This is a genomic window from Acuticoccus mangrovi (assembly GCF_016411865.1).
GTDB lineage: Bacteria > Pseudomonadota > Alphaproteobacteria > Rhizobiales > Amorphaceae > Acuticoccus > Acuticoccus mangrovi.
On record NZ_JAEKJA010000010.1, the window covers coordinates 119,555 to 136,974 of the forward strand.

Below are 17,420 nucleotides of genomic sequence, written 5' to 3' on the forward strand. Positions count from 1 at the left end.
ATCGCCTGGCATGTTTCTTCTCACCGTAGCGCTGATCTGGTTCGTCGCGGCGGTCACGCCGGGGCCCAACTTTCTCGTCGTGGTGCGTTGCGCCCTGTCGGGGACGCGGGCCGTCGCGCTGGCGGCGGTGGCGGGCACCCTGACGGGCACGGCCCTATGGGGTGTCGCGGGCTGGCTCGGCATCACCGCCCTCTTTGCGGTCGCCCCGTTCGCCTACACGGCGCTCAAGGTCGTCGGCGGCATCTACATCGCCTTCCTCGGCGTGCGGCTTCTGTGGAGGAACCGCAACCGCCAGGTGGTGGCGGACGTGCGGCAGGTGGCGCCGCTCGGCGCCTGGGCGGCCTACAGGCTGGGGCTCGTCACCAACCTCGCGAACCCCAAGTCGGCCGTGTTCGTGGCCTCGCTGTTCGCCGCCGCCCTGCCCGAGGGCGCCCACTGGAGCCATGGCCCCATCGCCGTCGTGATGATGGTGGCGATCTCGGCGAGCTGGTACGGCGCGCTGGTCACCTCGCTCACCCATCCGCGCGTCGCGAGCGCCTACGCGCGGGCGCGGCGGGTGATCGACCTCTGCACCGGCGCGATCTTCATCGCCTTCGGTTCACGCCTCGCGTTCGACCGCTGACGCCAGGCGGTCGGCGTAGATCTCCGCGAGCCGAACGAAATCCCGAAGCTCCAGCCGCTCCGCCCGCTCTGTGGGCGCGATGCCGGCGTCCCCGAGCAGCGCCTCGGGGTCGCTCACGAGGGAGCGGAGGCTCGAGCGCAGCATCTTGCGCCGCTGCCCGAAGGCGGCGGCCGTGACGCGGCTGAGCGCGCCGATCGGCGTGTCGGCGGCCTCGGGCTTGGGGTCGAGGCGCACCACCGTCGACCAGACCTTGGGGGGCGGCACGAACGCCGTGGGCGGCACGTCGAACACCGCGCTCGCGTGGCAGCGCACGCCCGTCAGCACGCCGAGCCGGCCGTAGTCGTCGCGGCCGGGGGCTCCGACCATGCGGCCCGCCACCTCGCGCTGCACCATCACGGTGGCGCTCGCCCACCACGGCGGCCACGGCCCCTCGGTGAGCCAGCCGACGAGCAGGGGCGTTGCGACGTTATAGGGCAGGTTGGCGCAGATCACCGCGCCTTCGGGGGCGATCGCCCGCCAGTCGGCGGTGAGGGCATCGGCGATGTGGACCGTGAGGCGCCCGTCGGCCGCCTCCTGAAGCGGCGCCAGGACGGCGGCGGCCCGCGCATCCTTTTCCACTGCGACGACCTCGGCGCCGGCCTTGAGGAGGGAGCGTGTGAGCCCGCCCGGACCGGGACCGACCTCCACCACCGTCGCCCCGGCGAGCGGGGCGTCGGGCGGCGCGCCCGCGACCCGCGCCGCGCGGGCGATCTTGTCGGTGAGGTTGAGGTCGAACAGGAAATGCTGGCCGAGCGACTTCTTGGCGGTCAGCCCACCGCTCAGCACCTCACGCAGAGGCGGCAGCGCGTCGACGCGACGCCGCAGCGCGTCGATCCCCTCCGGCGTCGCCGTCACCCCTAGCGGCGCTCGATCACCGCGTCGCGGCGGAGCTGACGCAGATACTGCTTGGCGAACGCCTCGCCGCGCTCGTTGTTCATGTCGGGCTCGAGCGCCTTCATGGCGGCGTTGGTCGACTTGATGATCTTCTTGTCGCACACGGCGAACATGACGAGCCCGCGCGGCACCTCGATGGGCTCGGAAAGGCGCCCGACGGGCACGTCCTCGAGCACGGCGCGCGCGTCGGGCGTGAGCTCGGCGGCCGTGCGGCGACCGAACGGGCGCACCACCACCTCGCGCGTCTTCTTCGCCATCGCGAGCCCGTCGCGGCAGTTGGTGAACTTCGCGCGGACGTCCGCGGCTCGCCGCTTGGCGTCGGCGAGGCGCTGGGGCGACGGCTTCTCGGGCAGCGCGACCATCACCTGGGTGAGGTTGTATTCGGCAGTCTCGATTTTCTTGTCGAGGCTGTCGTCCTTCCGGAGGGCGGCGACGAGATCCTGCTCGCTCACCGTCAGGGACGACTGGAAGCGGGCGCGCACCAGGCGGTTGAAGGCGATCTGCGCGCGCAGTCGGTCGCGCAGGGTGCTGATGTTCACCCCTTGCGAGGCGAGGCCCTTGGTGAGCTGGCTCGGCGACATCTTGATGCGGGAGGCGATCTCGCCGATCGCGCGGTCGATGTCGGCGTCGCTCGCCGTGATGTTCACCGCCTGGGCGGCCTCGAGCTGCACCTTCTCGTCGATCAACTCATCGAGAGCCACCTGGTGCAGGTTGCTGCGGGTGCCGGTGAGGCGCAGCAGCTTCTGGCGCTGTGAGACGTCGTAGCTGGTGATCGGCTTGCCGTTGACCACGGCGACGATCGTGGTCTGCGCGGCGGCAGGCACCACGGGGGACAGGAACAGCGCCAGTAAGACGGCGAGTGGGGCAAAATATCGTCTCATGAAACACTCCAGGCTCACACGGTGGCACCACTTTAGGCCACCTGCCGGCATGGTCACCACCAAGACCTGTGGCGCGATAGCGCGCCGTCCCGCGGTGCCGGCTGACGCTCTAGCCGCATAGAGCGTCAATTATCAAGCGACGTGGAGGTGCTCGCGTCGCCGATCGTGCGCAGGCCGATCCGGAAATAGACGGTCCGGTCGACGGGGTCCTCGGGCAGGCCGCCGCGGTCCTCGGAGAAGGCGAGGGACATCGACAGCGCATCGTCGTCGTAGGCGAGGCCGACGCCGGTGCGGATGATGTCGCGATCCTGCAGGTCGTAGCGCATCTGGCCGAACACGCGCACGCGCTTCAGCACCTGCAGCGAGGCCGAGCCGTGGATCTCCTCGCGGTCGTCCACCACGCCGAGGTCGGGCTGCTTGGCGAGGAAGGCGTAGACGACGCGCGAGGACAACGGGCCGGCGCGCGCGGAAGCCGACAGCTCGGCGCGCTGCAGATCGAAGTCCTCGTCGTCGAAGCGGCCCTTGGCCGACATCGCGAGGCCCTGATTGGTGTCGAGGTAGACGGCGCCCACGAAGTCGGAGCGGTCGGAGGTCAGGCCCGAGTTGCCGGTGGAATCGAGAATGTCCGGCACGCGATAGGAGTTGCGGCCGGCGAGGTGGTAGGACTGGCCGAACGTCGTCGACAGGAAGGCGCCCGAATAGGTCTGCAGCGTGTAGCGCAGCCCGATGTTGGAGCGCACGCCGCCCTCGACGCGGTCGTAGCCGGAAAAGCGGGTGGGACCGAAGAGGTTGGTGTCGTCGAACACCACGCTCTGGGCGTCGTCGTTGGGCAGGCTGCCGATGTGGGTCTCGTTGGGACGAGCGTAGATCTCGGCGATGGGCTCGATGGTCTGGGTGCCCCAGCGGGCGGAGATCAGCCACGGCCAGCGATAGGAGATGCCCACATAAGGCATGACGCGACCGGCGAACCCGTCATCGAGCTGCGTCACGTTGGGGTCGCGGTTGTTGATGGCGTAGAGGTCGCCGCGGATGCCGGCGGAGGGGGTGAGCACCTGGCCGAGCGGGGCGAACAGGCGCCGGCGCCAGGCGACCTCCGCGCTCGCCCGGGTGTAGGTGCCCTCGACGCCGCGGAAGCGGGCGGTGTCGACGCCGTCGACCAGCGCGCCGAACGCGTCGGTCTCCTGCCGCGACAGCGAGATCACGTTGAACTTGTAGGACAGCTCGCCGCCGAAGACGGCGCGGTCGACCACCCCGTCATAGTCGATGGCGGGGTGGACGTAGGCCTGCTTGCCCTGAAGGCGCTGGCCGACGCCGGTGAAGGGGGAGGGCGGGTTCAGCACCTCGTTCGACACGTAGTCGTCCTGCAGGATGCGGAAGGCCCAGAAGCTCGCCTCGAAGTAGTTCCTCTCGCCGAGGCCCTTGAGGTAGATGTTGGTCGGCGCCGTCAGATTGTCGCCGGTCGACTGCTTGTAGTCCGACAGATAGCGGCGGTCGGTGGAGACGGTGCTCTCCCACCCCCACTGCCACATCGGGTTGAGGTAGAAGTTGCCCTGGGTGGAGATCGCGCCGCGGAAGAGCCGATCGCCGGAGGAACCGTCGAACGCGTCCGGGTCGAGCTGGTAGATGCCGGAGGCCCGCACGCCGAAGGAGCCGGAGGCGGTGCGCTGGCGGTATTCGATGTCGCTGAAGAGGCCCTGCCGGCTGAGCGGGGTGAGCGCCATCGTCACGTCGGCGGAGGGGCCGAGCGTCTGGAAGTAGGGGGCGCGAACGCCGAAGCCCAGGAGGTTGGAGTAGACCGCCGTCGGCGTCAGGAAGCCCGACTTCCGCTTCACCGTCGGGTCCGGAATGGTGAACGAGGGGAGCACCGCGACGGTGGAGCCGAACGCGTCGAAGCGCGGCTCCTCGAAGCGAAGGGTGTGCTCGCTGTCGTTGTGCACCACGCGGCGTGCCTTGATCGCCCAGGAGGGCGGCTGGTCGGGCCGCTTGCGGCATGACCAGCAGGCCGTGTAGCCGGCCTCCTCGAAGATGGTGACGTCCTCGCTGACCCGCTCGGCGCGGTTGGCGGCGAGGCGGGTGCGGTAGATGGTGTCGGCTCGGAGACCGTTGGCGAAGCCGCGCGAGAGGTCCTCGTTGAGCTCCAGATCGCGGGCGATGATGACGTTGCCTTCCGGCTCCTCCAGCCGCACCCCGCGCGAGGCGCTGAGGCGCTTGGAGGTCTCGTCGTAGCTCACCTCCGAGGCGAACAGCTGGTAGCCGCGATAGTGGATGTAGACGTTGCCGAGCGCCGTCACCTTCTTGGTGCGCACGTTGTAGACGAGGGTATCGGCCTCGAGCAGCATCTTGGCGTCGGGGTCGGGCTCGGTCACCGTGCTGAAGAACTGCGCCGAGGCCACGCCGGGCATGACGAGCAGCGCGATCGCGAGCGCGAGGAAGGCGAGACGGCGCCGCATCAGCCGTCCTCGCTGTAGAGGAGGGCGGAGACGCCGAAGAGGGCGGCGGCGAGCCCCGGGAGCCAGGCGGCGAGCACCGGCGGCACGGCACCGGCTTCGCCGAGATCGGAGGCGACGGCGGAACCGACATAGAGGGCGAAGCCGGCGACGACGCCGCCGGTGATCGCCTGGGTCATGCCGCCGAGCCGCATCAGGCGCAGCGACACGCTGGCGGCGATCATCACCATCGCGAGGAGGAGGAGCGGGCGGGCGAGGAGCACCTGGTACTGCATGGCGAAGCGGTGGGTCGGCAGCCCGGCGCGCTCGGCGAGGGCGATCGCGTCGGGCAGCCGCCAGAAGGAGATGGCGTCGGGCCGGGCCACCGCCTCGCGCACCTCCACCGCGGTGAGGGCGGTCGGCACCGTCGCCGTCGGCTCGACGCTGCGCTTGCCGTCGGCATCGTAGCGCGTGACGTTGACGAGGTGCCAGGCGTTGTCGCCGAGCGTCGCCTCGTCGGCCTCGATGCGGCCGGTGAAGCGGTCGTGCCGGTCGAAGAGGTGGGCCTCGACGGTGAAGAGGGTGAGCCCGTCCGAGCTCGCGGCGGCGGCATGCATGATCGAGCCGCCGTCGGGGCCCTCCTGGCGGAACCAGACGGAATGGGAGCCGCCGGTGAGCATCCGCGCCTCCTTGCCGAGAACGCGCGCGCTCAGCTCCTCGGAGCGCTCGCGGGCGGCGGCGGAGATCGGATTGTAGAGCGTGGTGGCGAAGGCGCCGATGGCGATCACCACCATCGCCGCCGGCCAGATGAACTGCCAGGCCGAGATGCCGGCCGCCCGCATCACGGAGAGTTCCAGCCGCCGGTTCAGGGCCATGAAGGCGGCGATCGAGCCGAACAGCACGGCGAACGGCAGGAACTCCTCGGTGAGCGAGGGGGTCTTGTAGAACGAGGCGGCGACGGCCTCGAGGGCGTCGAAGCTCGTCCGGTCGACGGAGCGGCGGATCAGCTCCACCGCATCGGCGAGGAAGATGATGGCGCTGCCGAGGAGGAAGAAGCCGCCGATCCAGCGCATGAAGGTGAGCGCCAGGTAGCGGGTGAGAATGGGGCCCGGTCCGATCGCCATCATGCGGCGGCCTTGCCCGGATGGGCCACGAGGCGGGCCGCGAGCTTCACGAGATGGGCCGCCGCGCGCTCGTGGAGGGTGATCGTGCGGTCGGTGACGATGAGATAGAGCGCGCCGCCGCCGACGGCGAGGAGGAACACGTAGACGAGGGGGGCGAGGCCCGGCGAGCTCTCCGCCGCGAGGAGCGTGCCGTAGGTCGCGCCGCGCACCGCCGCCACCGCGAGACCCGCGGCGAAGATCCCGGCGAGCCGGCTCTGCCGGTGCATCCGCGGATCGCCCACGAACAGGAAGACCACGAGCGCATAGACGAAGGGTGCCAGCGGCTGCGACAGGCGGTCGTGCAGCTCGATCTCGAAGCGGGCCTCCCGCTCGGCGCGATAAGTGTCGTCCGGATCGGGGGTCAAGAGCTCCAGAAGCGTGCGCTCGGAGGGGCGGAAGGTGGTGGTCGTCGGGCCGGACGTGAGGTCGGTGAGGTCGAAGGCGTAGGCGTCGAAGGCGACGACGGAGAGCTCGCCGGAGGGGCGCTCCATCCGCTGCACGCTGCCGTTGGTCATGACGAGGAGGGTGTTGTCCTCCGCCTCCACCACGCGGCCGGTCTCGGCGAGATAGGTCATGTGGAGATCCTCGCGCCGGCGGTCGTCGAGGAGAAGGCCTTCGAGCGTGCCGTCGGCGAGGCGGTCGCGGATGTGCACCGTGAGGCCGTCCTCGATCTCGATGAAGCGGCCGGGCTGGACGATCGAGGTGACGACGTCGGCGCGCACCTCCGTCAGCATCACCCGCGCCTTCGCAAGGCCCACGGGAGCGAGATAGACCACCCCGACCGCGACGAGGGCGGCACAGACCGCGGCGGCATAGAGGGCGGGGGCGAGGAGGCGCAGCCGCCCGGCGCCGGCCGCGCCGATGACCACGAGCTCGCTGTCGCGGTTGAGCGAATCGTAGACGGCGACCATGGCGATGACGAAGGCGATCGGGGCGAGGAGGGTGGCGAGGAAGGGAACGGCGAGCAGGGTGAGCTCGAAGAAGACGGCGAACGTCTGACCCTTGGCGGTGACGAGATCGAGCCGCTGGAGGGCCTGGGTCGACCAGATGATGGCCGTCAGGATGAACAACCCCGCCGGGAACAGCGTGAGGATCCGCCGACACATATACCAGTTGATCAGCGGCATGGACCTCTCGTGAACTCGCAACCACGGGCGCACTCGCCCCCGCCATTGTGCCCTACACTAGGCGGCGTCAGGGTTGAAGAATCGCTTGCAAGCGCGGTGAACAAAAGCTTGCCGCCGTGTCATCCGTGCCGCAGTTGATGGGCGACTTATCCACCGAAACCGAACCGAGGGCGAGCCCCGACGTTCTCGCCATCGGCGATCGGCGTCCCGGTCCTCCCGATCGTCGTCCCCGGATTGTCCCTCGCCCGGAAAGGGTCTAGGTGCGGGTTGAGCTCGCGAAAGGAAGTTGCCATGGCCAAGCGCCCCGTCATCAAGTTCGCTCCTGCCGATCTGCCCGCCGCCGGAACGCTCGTCGTCTTCGCCGGCGATGGGGTGGCGCTCGGCGCGGCCGCCGAGAAGGCGAACGCGGCGAGCGGCGGCCTGATCACCGCGGCGGCCGAGGCGCAGGGCTTCAAGGGCAAGCGCTTCTCCACCATGAGCCTCGTGATGCCCCGCGGCCTCGATGTGGCGACGCTGCTCGTCGTCGGCCTCGGTGAGGCCGACAAGCTCACCGAGCTCGACCACTTCAAGCTGGGCGGCATCGTGGCCGGTGCGCTGCCGGGCGGGCCGAACGGCGACGTCACCCTGTTCGCCGAGACGCCCGTGGGCCCCCTCGGCGCCGATCGGGTCGCCGACATCGCCCTCGGCATCACGCTGCGCAGCTACGCCTTCGACCTCTACAAATCGAAGAAGTCGGACGACGCGGACCTCGAGCGCACCGTGACCCTGGGCGTCGCCGACACGGCGGCGGCGGAGGCGGCCTGGGCCGTCTCACAGGCGGTGGGGGACGGGGTGGTGCTCGCGCGCAACCTCGTCAACGAGCCGGCCAATGTGCTCGGCCCGGTGGAGTTCGCCGACCGGGTGAGCCGCCTGCGCGACCTCGGTGTGGAGGTGAAGGTGATGGAGCCGGCCGAGCTGGAGCGGCTCGAGATGCGCGCCCTCCTCGCCGTCGCCCAAGGCTCGGTGCGGCCGGCCCGCGTGGTCGTCATGGAATGGAAGGGCGGGCCGGGCGACGTGAAGCCCGTCGCTCTCGTCGGCAAGGGCGTGGTGTTCGACACCGGCGGCATCTCGATCAAGCCCGCCGGCGGCATGGAGGACATGAAGGGCGACATGGGCGGCGCGGCGGCCGTCGTCGGCACCATGCACGCCCTCGCGGCGCGCAAGGCGAAGGTCAACGCGGTCGGCATCATCGGCCTCGTGGAGAACATGCCCGACGGCAACGCCCAGCGGCCGGGCGACATCGTCACGGCGAAGTCCGGCACCACCATCGAGGTGATCAACACCGACGCCGAAGGCCGCCTCGTCCTCGCCGATCTCCTCACCTACACGATCGAGACCTTCAGCCCCCGCGTGATGATCGATCTCGCGACGCTGACCGGCGCGATCATCGTGGCGCTCGGCCACTACCATGCCGGCCTCTACACCGACGACGACACCGTCGCCGCCCAGCTCTCTGAGGCGGGCGCGGCGACGGGCGACCTCGTGTGGCGCATGCCGCTCGGCAAGGACTACGACGGGATGATCGATTCCAAGGTCGCCGACGTGAAGAACACCGGCGGCCGGTGGGCTGGCTCCATCACCGCCGCCCAGTTCCTGAAGCGCTTCGCCGGCGACAGCCTGTGGGTCCATCTCGACGTCGCGGGCACCGCCATGGGGGCGCCCTCGAACGAGGTGTCGCGCACCTTCGGCTCCGGCTTCGGCGTCCGGTTGCTGGACCGCTTCGTCGCCGACTTCTATGAGGAGGGTGCGGATAGTCTGCCCCGCGGTCCCGCGGCCTGACGCGCCGGCGTTCTCGGGGCGCGGCACGTCGGGTCACCATCCATTCCGGCCGGTCCGGCTCGTTCCCTTGCCGGGCGGGCCGGCTCCGGCGCCGCGGGCGAGAGGAGCGGTGAATGAAGCTTTACTCCACGCCAGCGACCCCCTTCGGCCGGACCGTCGAGGTCGTCGCCCACGAACTCGGGTTGCATGAGGATATCGAGGTCATCGCCACCAAGGTGGCGCCGACCAATCCCAACCTCGAGTACCAGCAGTTCGCGCCGCTGCGGAAGATCCCGGCACTCGTCACCGAGGAAGGGAAGCTCATCGTCGATTCGCCGGTGATCGCGGAATATCTCGCCGCCCGCGTCGGCGACACCGCCCTCTTCGCGCAGGGGCAGCCGAGCCACTTCGATGTGATGACGCGCTACGCCATCGCGCGCGGCGCCACCGAGTGCTGCGTCGCCTCCCGCTACGAGATCGCCGTGCGCCCGCCGGAGCTGCGCTGGGACAAGTGGATCGAGGACCAGTTCGACCGGGTCGGCGCCGCGCTGACGATGTTCGAGGCGACGCCGCCGACCTCCGGCGGCCGTCTCACCATCGCCGACATCTCCCTCGCCGTGCTGCTCCTCTACCTCGACTTCCGCTTCGACGACTATGGCTGGCGCTCGCGCTATCCGACGCTCGTCGCCTGGCTGGAGCCGATCGCGGCGCGCCCGTCCTTCGTCGCCACCAAGGCCTCCTGAGGCGCGAGGAGCGATGAGCGAGGTGCTGTTCTACCACCTCGAACGGCAGACGTTGGAAGACGTTCTGCCGACGCTCCTGGAAAAGACGTTGGCGCGCGACTGGCGGGCGGTGGTGCAGCTCACCGACGAGGAGCGTCTCGACGCCCTCGATCGGCACCTGTGGACCTACCGCGACGACAGCTTCCTGCCGCACGGGTCGATACGCGACGGCAACGCCGCGCATCAGCCCGTGTGGCTCACGACGGGCGAGGACAACCCCAACGGCGCCGAAGTCCGCTTCTTGGGCGACCGCGCCGAGCCGACGCGGGTGGAGGACTATGCGCGCGTGGTGCTGCTGTTCTCGGCCGACGACGAAGTGGCGGTGGCCTCGGCGCGCCGCCTGTGGAAGCCGCTGAAGGCCGCCGGCCACGCCTGCACCTACTGGCAGCAGAGCGCCGCCGGTCGCTGGGAGCAGAAGGGCTGATCGCGCCGCCGGTGCCGGCGACTGCCCGTAGTCCCTGCGGCGGCTTCGTCTATTCCCAGAGGCGGCGGGCGGGGGCGGCGCGGGGGGCTGGCCGGGTCGGCCGCGTCGTTTCGGCCTGCGGCGCGGGGCGGGGCACACCGGTGAGGCGTCGCGTCGGCACCGAGCCGTCCGTCTCCGATCCGCCGAGCGCGCGCGAGGGCGACACCCGCGTCGGGGCAGGGCGGGGCGAGGCAGGGCGCGACGTCGTCGGCCTGCTGCGTGCCGGCCGCTCCTCGAGGTTGCCGAGGCGGTGGAGGATCGCGCCGAGCATCTCTTCGAGCCGGCTCACGTCGGCCTTGTCGGCGAGGTGGGCGAGCTCGCGGGCGAGTTCCGCCGTTGGTCCGCTCATCGGATCGACGGGAGGGCGCGCGGGCTCCGCCGGCCGCGTCTCGCGCTGGCGGACGTCGTCGAGCCAGCTCGCCGCGCCGGAGCGGCGCTCGCTGCGCCGCACGCCGCTCTCCGCGCGCCGCGAGGCCGTGTCGTCGGCGTACGCGTAGCGTTGCGGCTCGGCCGGGCGCTCCGGGTAGGACGGCGCGCCGGGGCGGGCGTCGCCGCGCCACGTCTCGCTTCGTCGCGGGTCGCCGAGCCGAGCGTCGTTCCGCCAGCTGTCGCTGCGCCACGTGTCGCTCGGTCGCCGCTCGCTCCGCCAGTCCGTCGCGGAGCGCGGCTCGCCGTGGCGGACGTCCTCGCGGCGATAGTCCGTGGCGCGGGTGCTCGCCGGCCGCTCGTCGGCCGGCCGGGAGGCGCGCCAGTCGCGGCCGCTCTCATCCCGCAGATAGCGCGTGTCGCGCGGCGGCTCGGTGGTGTGATAGAGGCTGACGTTGGAGCGGCTCGGGGGCGCGGTGCCGATGCCCTGGCGACGGCTCTCGATGACGCGGGCGAGGTTGCGGAAGTCCTCCAGCGTCGCGTCGGCGCTCTGGCGAAGGGGCGGACGCTCGCTCGCGGCGTAATAGGGCCGGCGCGCGGGCTCGACCGGCGGCCGGTCGGCGTAGGAGGGGCGCCATCCGGCGGGCTCCATGGTGCGGGGTGGGCCCCACGCGTCGCTCTCGCCGGCGAAGGAGCCATAGGCGCTGCGATAAGAACTCGATCTGAGCATCGGCATCCCCTCCGGCGGGTCCTCTGTCATCCCGGGGGCGCTGCCGAATCAAATCGCCGGCGCCCTTGATTTGAGGAATTGGACGCGCCGCATTTCCGCCACGCAAAGGCTTTGGCTCGTTTTCAACAGTGGGTGGCGCCGTGGCACCGCGGGTCGTGGAAAAGGCCTCCGACGACTGGCGCGGCCCGGCCGAGGAGGGCTCAATGGCGGCCTTTGGTGTTGGCGATTCGCCGGTGATGCCGACGTCGATCGCGGACGATCGGGCAGCGCTGCCGGTGCTGCCCGCGGACAGGAGAAGCGCGATGCCCCGTCACCCGAGCCCGTTTCGGCAGGCCGTGTGCGGTGTGGACGAGGCGGGGCGGGGCCCGCTCGCCGGGCCGGTGGTGGTGGCCGCGGTGATCCTGCCACGGGATCACCGGATCGACGGCATCGCCGATTCCAAGGTCCTGTCGCCAGCGGTGCGCGAGAGGCTGTTCGAGATCATCGTGCGCGAGGCGATGGTGTCGACGGTGGTGGTGGGCGCGGCCCGCATCGACGCCATGAACATCCGCATGGCGACGTTGTGGGGCATGCGCCGCGCCATCGCCGCGCTGCCGCAGGCGCCGACCGTGGCGCTGATCGACGGGCGGGACCTGCCGCCGGGGGTCGTCACCAAGTGCCGCGCCCTCGTCGACGGCGATGCCCGCTCCACCGCGATCGGCGCGGCCTCCATCGTCGCCAAGGTCACCCGCGACAGGCTGATGACGCGGCTCGCCCTCTCGTGCCCCGGCTACGGCTTCGAGCGGCACAAGGGTTACGCGACGGCCGAGCATCGCGCCGCGCTCGCCGCCCTCGGCGCCTCGATCCACCATCGCCGCAGCTTCGCCCCGGTGCGGGCCGCGCTCGAGGCGCACGCGAGCGCCGAGCGCGAAGCCGCCGCCTGACGCGCCACTTGTGCCATAGGTGAAGAGCAAGCCCATGTGGCGGAGATCCGGACGATGACCGAAGCCTTCGACAATCCTCACGAGCCGATCGCCAATGCCGCCGAGGCCGAGTTCTGGAACTCGGCGTCGGGCCGCAAGTGGGTCGAACAGGAGAGGGCGCTCGACGCGGCCCTCGCCGATCCGCTCGCCGCCCTCATCGAGGCGGCGGCAATCGAGGCGGGCGACGTGGTGCTCGACGTCGGCTGCGGCACCGGTGCGAGCACGCTGATGGCGGCGGAGGCGGCCTCGTCGGGGTCCGTCACGGGCATCGACGTCTCGACCCCGATGCTGGAGCGGGCGAGCGAGAGGGCGCGCGCCGCCGGCCTCGCCAACGCCCGCTTCGTGCTCGCCGACGCGCAGACCCACGCCTTCGAGGCGGCTGCCTGCGACGTGGCGATCTCCCGCTTCGGCGTGATGTTCTTCGAGAATCCCGTCGCCGCCTTCGGCAATCTTCTCGGCGCGCTGCGCCCCGGCGGCCGGATCGCCTTCGTGACCTGGGCGGCGCTCGCCGACAATCCCTGGTTCAGCCTGCCGCGCGAGATCGCCGTCGCCCGGCTCGGCCCTTTGCCGGCCGGGGATCCGAACGCCCCCGGGCCGATGGCCTTTCAGGACATTTCTCGCGTCGTCGCGATCCTGCGCGCGGCCGGGTTCGGCGAGGTCGAGGGCCGCGCCATTGCGCCGATGCTGACGCCGCCGGGCGACGCCGCCGCCGTCGCGCGCACGGCGGGCCAGATCGGGCCGGCGGCCCGCGCCCTCCGCCTCTACGAGGCCGGCGCCGAGGATGCGGCGGCGATCGAAGCCTCGCTCACCGAGGCTCTCCGCGCCTACGAGGTCGACGGCGCGGTCAGGATCCCGGCCGCCCTCAATCTCTACACCGCCCGCCGGCCCAGCTGACGCGCCGGCCCGCTCCTCGCCGGTCAGTCGAAGAGATCGAGCTGGGGGCGCTGCCGGCGCGGCGGGGTGAAGAGGTCGGTCCTCAGCCGCGTGCTGCCGATCTTGAGGTCGTGGCGCTTGACGGCGAGCTCCATCCGCTCCGCGATCAGCTTGGCGAACGGACCCTCGCCGCGTTGGCGGACGCCCCAGGTGGCGTCGTAGTCCTTGCCGCCGCGCATCGCCTGCATCACCGTCATCACGCGGCGGGCGCGGTCGGGAAAGTGACGGGCGAGCCAGTCGCGCACGATGTCCTTCACCTCGTGGGGCAGGCGCAGGAGCACGTAGTTCACCGTCTCGACGCCACGCTCGGCGGCGGCGGCGACGATCGCCTCGATCTCGTGGTCGTTGATCGAGGGCACGATGGGGGCGACGAGCACAGAGACCGGCACGCCGGCCTCCTGGAGCCTTGCCACCGCATCGAGGCGCTTCTTCGGTGTCGGCGCGCGCGGCTCCATGGTGCGGGCGAGGAGCGGGTTCAGCGTCGTCACCGAGATGCCCACCTTGGTGAGACCGTCCCGCGCCATCGGCGCCAGGATGTCTAGGTCGCGCAGGACGAGGTCGGACTTCGTGACGATCCCCACCGGATGGCGCGTCGCGGCGAGCACTTCGAGGATGGAGCGGGTGATGCGACGCTCCCGCTCCACCGGCTGGTAGGGATCGGTGTTGGTGCCGATGGCGATGGAGCGGCAGCGGTAGGAGGGGGCGGCGAGCTCCTCGCGCAGGAGCGCCGCCGCGTCCGGCTTGGCGAACAGCCGCGTTTCGAAGTCGAGGCCCGGCGACAGCCCCATATAGGCGTGGGTCGGCCGGGCGAAGCAGTAGACGCAGCCGTGCTCGCAGCCGCGATAGGCGTTGATCGAGCGATCGAAGCCGATGTCCGGGGAGGCGTTGCGCGTGATGATCGTCTTCGCCTTCTCCTCCGTCACCGTGGTGCGGGGGCGGGCGGCGTCCGTCTCGAGGTCCCAGCCGTCGTCGAACGCGACGGTCTCCTCCCGCTCGAAGCGGGGGTGGGGATTGATCGAGGCCCCGCGGCCCGATTTCGGGCTCTTCGGAACGTGGAGGGTGATGGCCATGGCGGCGATCCCTGTTGGACGACAGGGATGCTAGCCGCGGATTTGTTCTCTTTCAATCACTTTATGTTCTCGTTTATCCCCATCACACTGCGGCCATGCGGCGGTGGCGTGAAGCCGCCGCTCTCGGCTCAGGTCTCGGTGAGGCGGGGCATGATCTCCACGAAGTTGCACGGCATGAAGCGGGAGTTGAACTGCTCCACGAGGATGTTGTCCCAGGCGTCGCGGCAGGCGCCGGGCGAGCCGGGCAGGACGAACACGAACGTGGTGCCGATGAGGCCGGCGGTGCAGCGCGACTGGATGGTGGAGGTGCCGATGATCTCCCGGCTCACCGCATGGAACACGGCGGAGAAGCCGTCCATCTTCTTGTCGAACATCGGTTCGATGGTGTCGGGCGTCACGTCACGGCCGGTGAAGCCGGTGCCGCCGGAGGTGATGAGGACGTCGACGGCCTCGTCGGCGACAGCCTTCTCGACGGCGGCGCGGATGGCGTCGCGGTCGTCCGGCACGATGGTGCGCCAGACGAGGCGATGGCCCGCGTCCTTGATCCGCCCTTCGAGCGTGTCGCCCGATTTGTCGGTCTCGGCGTCGCGCGTGTCGGACACGATGACGACGGCGAAACTCACCGGGTGGAAGGGCAACGATTCGTCGATTCTTGGCACCGAATGTCTCCTCGCGGGACGCGGCCGACATTTTGCTGCCGGCCTTCATACGATTGTTGTCACGGGCGGTTGCTGGCGGGCCCTGCGACGCCTAAGCGTGATGGCGAGGGGAGGACCGAATGACCGACGAACCAACTTCCGCCGACGAGTCTGCGCTCGCCTACCACAGGCTCGATCCGCCGGGAAAGCTCGAGATCCGTGCGACCAAGCCGCTCTCGACCCAGCGTGACCTCTCGCTCGCCTATTCCCCCGGCGTCGCGGCGCCGAGCCTCGCGATCGCGAAGGACCCCCTCGCCGCACTCGACTACACCGCGCGCGGCAACGTGGTCGCCGTCGTCACCAACGGCACGGCGGTGCTCGGCCTCGGGGCCATCGGTCCGCTCGCCTCCAAGCCCGTGATGGAGGGCAAGGCGGTCCTCTTCAAGAAGTTCGCCAACATCGACGGCATCGACATCGAGGTCGACGAGCTCGATCCGGACAAGTTCGTCGACATCGTCGCCGCGCTGGAGCCCTCCTTCGGCGGCATCAACCTTGAAGACATTCGGGCGCCGGAGTGCTTCCTCGTCGAGGAGGCGCTCAAGGCGCGCATGGGCATCCCGGTCTTCCACGACGACCAGCACGGCACGGCGATCATCGTCTCGGCGGCGGTCAAGAACGGGCTGATGATCTCCGACAAGTCGCTCGCCGACGTGCGGATCGTCACCGCCGGCGCCGGGGCGGCGGCGCTGTCGTGCCTCAACCTCCTCGTCACCATGGGGGCGCGGCCGGAGAACATCATCGTCACCGACCTCGAAGGCGTCGTCTACGAGGGCCGCGAGGCGCTGATGGACCCGTGGAAGGCGAAGTTCGCCCGCAAGACCGAGCTGCGCACCCTCGCGGAGGCGATCGACGGGGCCGACATCTTCCTGGGCCTCTCGGCGGCGGGCGTCCTGAAGCCGGAAATGCTGAAGAAGATGGCGCAGAACCCGATGGTGCTCGCCCTCGCCAACCCGAACCCCGAGATCATGCCGGAGGTGGTCGCCGAGGTGCGCCCCGACGCGCTGGTGTGCACCGGCCGGTCGGACTATCCGAACCAGGTCAACAACGTCATCTGCTTCCCCTACCTCTTCCGCGGCGCGCTCGACGTGGGCGCCACGGAGATCAACGAGACGATGAAGGTGGCGACGGCCGAGGCGATCGCCGCGCTCGCCCGCGAGCGTCCCACCGAGGAGGTGGCGAAGGCCTATGGCGGCGCGGTGAAGACCTTCGGTCCGGAATATCTGATCCCGGCACCGTTCGACCCGCGCCTCATCCTGCGCATCGCGCCGGCGGTGGCGAAGGCGGCGCAGGAGACCGGCGTCGCCCAGCGGCCGATCACCGACATGGCCGCCTATCGCGACCGGCTCAACCGCTTCGTGTTCCGCTCCGGCTCCATCATGAAGCCGGTGTTCGAGAAGGCGAGCCAGTCGACCGCCCGCGTGGTCTACGCCGAGGGCGAGGACGAACGCGTCCTGCGAGCCGCCGAGATCGCCATCGAGGAGGGGATCGGCGTGCCGATCCTCATCGGGCGTCGCCGCGTGGTGGAGGCGCGCGCCCGTCGGGCCGGCCTCAAGCGCGTGCCCTTCCAGGTGGAGATCATCGATCCGGAGGACGACCCGCGCTATCGCGACTATGTGGAGGACTACTTCGCCCTCGTCGGGCGGCGCGGCATCACGCCGGAGGCCGCCCGCACGGTGGTGCGCACCAACACCACCGTGATCGCCGCGCTCGCGGTGAAGCGGGGCGAGGCGGACGCGATGCTGTGCGGCGTGGAGAGCCCGTTCAACCAGCACGTCAAGGCGGTGCGAGACGTGATCGGCCTCGCCGACGGCGTCACCGAGCTCGCCGCCCTGTCGCTTCTCCTGTCGGACCGGCGGGCGACCTTCCTTCTCGACACCCAGGTCTGCGACACCCCCACCGCCTCGCAGATCGCCGAGATGACGCTGCTCGCCTGCGATCAGCTCGCCGCCTTCGGCATCTCGCCGCGGGTGGCGCTGCTCTCGGCGTCCCGCTTCGGCTCGCGCGACATCCCCTCGGCGGTGACGATGCGGGAGGCGCTCGCCCGGCTGAACGCCCTCGCCCCCAACCTCGAGGTGGACGGCGAGATGAACGGTGAGGACGCGCTCAATGAGGCGGTGCGTCTGCGGGCGATGCCCGACAGTCCGCTGAAGGGGGAGGCGAACCTCCTGGTGTTCCCCACCATCGACGCCTCGCACATCGCGATGACGCTGTTGAAGGAGATCACCGGGGCGCTGCACGTGGGGCCGATTCTGCTCGGCACGCGCCTCCCGGCGCACATCGTGACGCAGTCCTCCACCGCCCGCGGCGTGCTCAACATGACGGCGCTCGCGGTGGTGGACGTCGCCAACCGGGTCACCAAGGCCGCCGGCTGACGGGCCGCGATCGGGAGCGATGGGACCTCCTGCTCTCTACCGAGAGCGGGAGGTCTTATCCTATTAAATATGAGAAGGTTTTCCCCGCTCAAGCG

Annotated in this window: 15 protein-coding genes; 7 read left to right on the forward strand and 8 right to left on the reverse strand. The window is 70.5% G+C overall.

Annotated elements, in window-relative coordinates:
* Positions 1–10 precede the first annotated feature (10 nt).
* On the forward strand, positions 11–622 hold the full coding sequence (locus JCR33_RS13255) for a LysE family translocator (RefSeq protein WP_198882563.1): 612 nt from the start codon (positions 11–13) through the stop codon (positions 620–622).
* On the opposite strand, the gene rsmA is transcribed toward JCR33_RS13255, so the two are convergent.
* From rsmA to lptF, 5 genes are all read right to left on the reverse strand, one after another.
* On the reverse strand, positions 599–1,516 hold the full coding sequence (gene rsmA / locus JCR33_RS13260; RefSeq protein ID WP_332461185.1) for a 16S rRNA (adenine(1518)-N(6)/adenine(1519)-N(6))-dimethyltransferase RsmA: 918 nt from the start codon (positions 1,514–1,516) through the stop codon (positions 599–601). The two genes, JCR33_RS13255 and rsmA, sit on opposite strands and share 24 nt — an antisense overlap.
* 2 nt (positions 1,517–1,518) lie before the next feature.
* Complete coding sequence (locus JCR33_RS13265; protein ID WP_198882564.1) at positions 1,519–2,436, reverse strand: SurA N-terminal domain-containing protein; 918 nt, start codon at positions 2,434–2,436, stop codon at positions 1,519–1,521.
* Between the two features lie 125 nt (positions 2,437–2,561).
* Positions 2,562–4,886 carry an LPS-assembly protein LptD gene (locus tag JCR33_RS13270; protein ID WP_198882565.1) on the reverse strand — a complete coding sequence of 775 codons (2,325 nt, stop codon included), beginning with the start codon at positions 4,884–4,886 and terminating at the stop codon, positions 2,562–2,564.
* Positions 4,886–5,986, reverse strand: a complete 1,101-nt coding sequence (lptG, locus tag JCR33_RS13275) for an LPS export ABC transporter permease LptG (protein ID WP_211110274.1) — start codon at positions 5,984–5,986, stop codon at positions 4,886–4,888. The genes JCR33_RS13270 and lptG overlap by 1 nt, the downstream gene beginning before the upstream one ends.
* Positions 5,986–7,152 (reverse strand): LPS export ABC transporter permease LptF, encoded by a 1,167-nt coding sequence (lptF, locus tag JCR33_RS13280; protein WP_198882567.1) that lies wholly within the window; start codon positions 7,150–7,152, stop codon positions 5,986–5,988. The genes lptG and lptF overlap by 1 nt, the downstream gene beginning before the upstream one ends.
* Positions 7,153–7,443: 291 nt before the next feature.
* Here lptF and JCR33_RS13285 point away from each other — a divergent pair, with 291 nt between their 5' ends.
* From JCR33_RS13285 to JCR33_RS13295, 3 genes are all read left to right on the forward strand, one after another.
* Positions 7,444–8,970, forward strand: coding sequence for a leucyl aminopeptidase (locus tag JCR33_RS13285; protein ID WP_198882568.1), 1,527 nt, complete (start codon positions 7,444–7,446; stop codon positions 8,968–8,970).
* A gap of 113 nt (positions 8,971–9,083) precedes the next feature.
* Positions 9,084–9,692, forward strand: a complete 609-nt coding sequence (locus JCR33_RS13290; protein ID WP_198882569.1) for a glutathione S-transferase family protein — start codon at positions 9,084–9,086, stop codon at positions 9,690–9,692.
* Between the two features lie 13 nt (positions 9,693–9,705).
* Positions 9,706–10,155: a DNA polymerase III subunit chi gene (locus tag JCR33_RS13295; protein ID WP_198882570.1), complete on the forward strand. Its 450-nt coding sequence runs from the start codon at positions 9,706–9,708 to the stop codon at positions 10,153–10,155.
* Positions 10,156–10,204: 49 nt separating this feature from the next.
* Here JCR33_RS13295 and JCR33_RS13300 read toward each other — a convergent pair whose 3' ends face one another.
* Entirely contained in the window at positions 10,205–11,320 is a 1,116-nt protein-coding gene (locus JCR33_RS13300; protein ID WP_211110275.1) for a hypothetical protein, read from the reverse strand.
* A gap of 173 nt (positions 11,321–11,493) precedes the next feature.
* Here JCR33_RS13300 and JCR33_RS13305 point away from each other — a divergent pair, with 173 nt between their 5' ends.
* Positions 11,494–12,213 carry a ribonuclease HII gene (locus JCR33_RS13305; protein WP_232372556.1) on the forward strand — a complete coding sequence of 240 codons (720 nt, stop codon included), beginning with the start codon at positions 11,494–11,496 and terminating at the stop codon, positions 12,211–12,213.
* A gap of 54 nt (positions 12,214–12,267) precedes the next feature.
* Complete coding sequence (locus JCR33_RS13310) at positions 12,268–13,146, forward strand: class I SAM-dependent methyltransferase (protein ID WP_198882572.1); 879 nt, start codon at positions 12,268–12,270, stop codon at positions 13,144–13,146.
* A gap of 23 nt (positions 13,147–13,169) precedes the next feature.
* Here the strand turns inward: JCR33_RS13310 and JCR33_RS13315 are convergent, their stop codons facing one another.
* Complete coding sequence (locus JCR33_RS13315; RefSeq protein ID WP_198882573.1) at positions 13,170–14,255, reverse strand: PA0069 family radical SAM protein; 1,086 nt, start codon at positions 14,253–14,255, stop codon at positions 13,170–13,172.
* A gap of 128 nt (positions 14,256–14,383) precedes the next feature.
* On the reverse strand, positions 14,384–14,914 hold the full coding sequence (gene moaB, locus JCR33_RS13320; protein ID WP_198882574.1) for a molybdenum cofactor biosynthesis protein B: 531 nt from the start codon (positions 14,912–14,914) through the stop codon (positions 14,384–14,386).
* Between the two features lie 119 nt (positions 14,915–15,033).
* On the opposite strand from moaB, the gene JCR33_RS13325 reads away from it, so the two are divergent.
* Positions 15,034–17,325: an NADP-dependent malic enzyme gene (locus JCR33_RS13325; protein WP_198882575.1), complete on the forward strand. Its 2,292-nt coding sequence runs from the start codon at positions 15,034–15,036 to the stop codon at positions 17,323–17,325.
* Positions 17,326–17,420 lie beyond the last annotated feature (95 nt).

What these genes read in the sequence shown, in the direction of transcription:
- JCR33_RS13255 (WP_198882563.1), top strand. Translation starts at nt 11, where the DNA reads ATGTTTCTTCTCACCGTAGCGCTGATCTGGTTCGTCGCGGCGGTCACG.
- JCR33_RS13265 (WP_198882564.1), bottom strand. Translation starts at nt 2,436, where the DNA reads ATGAGACGATATTTTGCCCCACTCGCCGTCTTACTGGCGCTGTTCCTG.
- JCR33_RS13270 (WP_198882565.1), bottom strand. Translation starts at nt 4,886, where the DNA reads ATGCGGCGCCGTCTCGCCTTCCTCGCGCTCGCGATCGCGCTGCTCGTC.
- lptG (WP_211110274.1), bottom strand. Translation starts at nt 5,986, where the DNA reads ATGGCGATCGGACCGGGCCCCATTCTCACCCGCTACCTGGCGCTCACC.
- lptF (WP_198882567.1), bottom strand. Translation starts at nt 7,152, where the DNA reads ATGCCGCTGATCAACTGGTATATGTGTCGGCGGATCCTCACGCTGTTC.
- JCR33_RS13285 (WP_198882568.1), top strand. Translation starts at nt 7,444, where the DNA reads ATGGCCAAGCGCCCCGTCATCAAGTTCGCTCCTGCCGATCTGCCCGCC.
- JCR33_RS13290 (WP_198882569.1), top strand. Translation starts at nt 9,084, where the DNA reads ATGAAGCTTTACTCCACGCCAGCGACCCCCTTCGGCCGGACCGTCGAG.
- JCR33_RS13295 (WP_198882570.1), top strand. Translation starts at nt 9,706, where the DNA reads ATGAGCGAGGTGCTGTTCTACCACCTCGAACGGCAGACGTTGGAAGAC.
- JCR33_RS13300 (WP_211110275.1), bottom strand. Translation starts at nt 11,320, where the DNA reads ATGACAGAGGACCCGCCGGAGGGGATGCCGATGCTCAGATCGAGTTCT.
- JCR33_RS13305 (WP_232372556.1), top strand. Translation starts at nt 11,494, where the DNA reads ATGGCGGCCTTTGGTGTTGGCGATTCGCCGGTGATGCCGACGTCGATC.
- JCR33_RS13310 (WP_198882572.1), top strand. Translation starts at nt 12,268, where the DNA reads ATGACCGAAGCCTTCGACAATCCTCACGAGCCGATCGCCAATGCCGCC.
- JCR33_RS13315 (WP_198882573.1), bottom strand. Translation starts at nt 14,255, where the DNA reads ATGGCCATCACCCTCCACGTTCCGAAGAGCCCGAAATCGGGCCGCGGG.
- JCR33_RS13325 (WP_198882575.1), top strand. Translation starts at nt 15,034, where the DNA reads ATGACCGACGAACCAACTTCCGCCGACGAGTCTGCGCTCGCCTACCAC.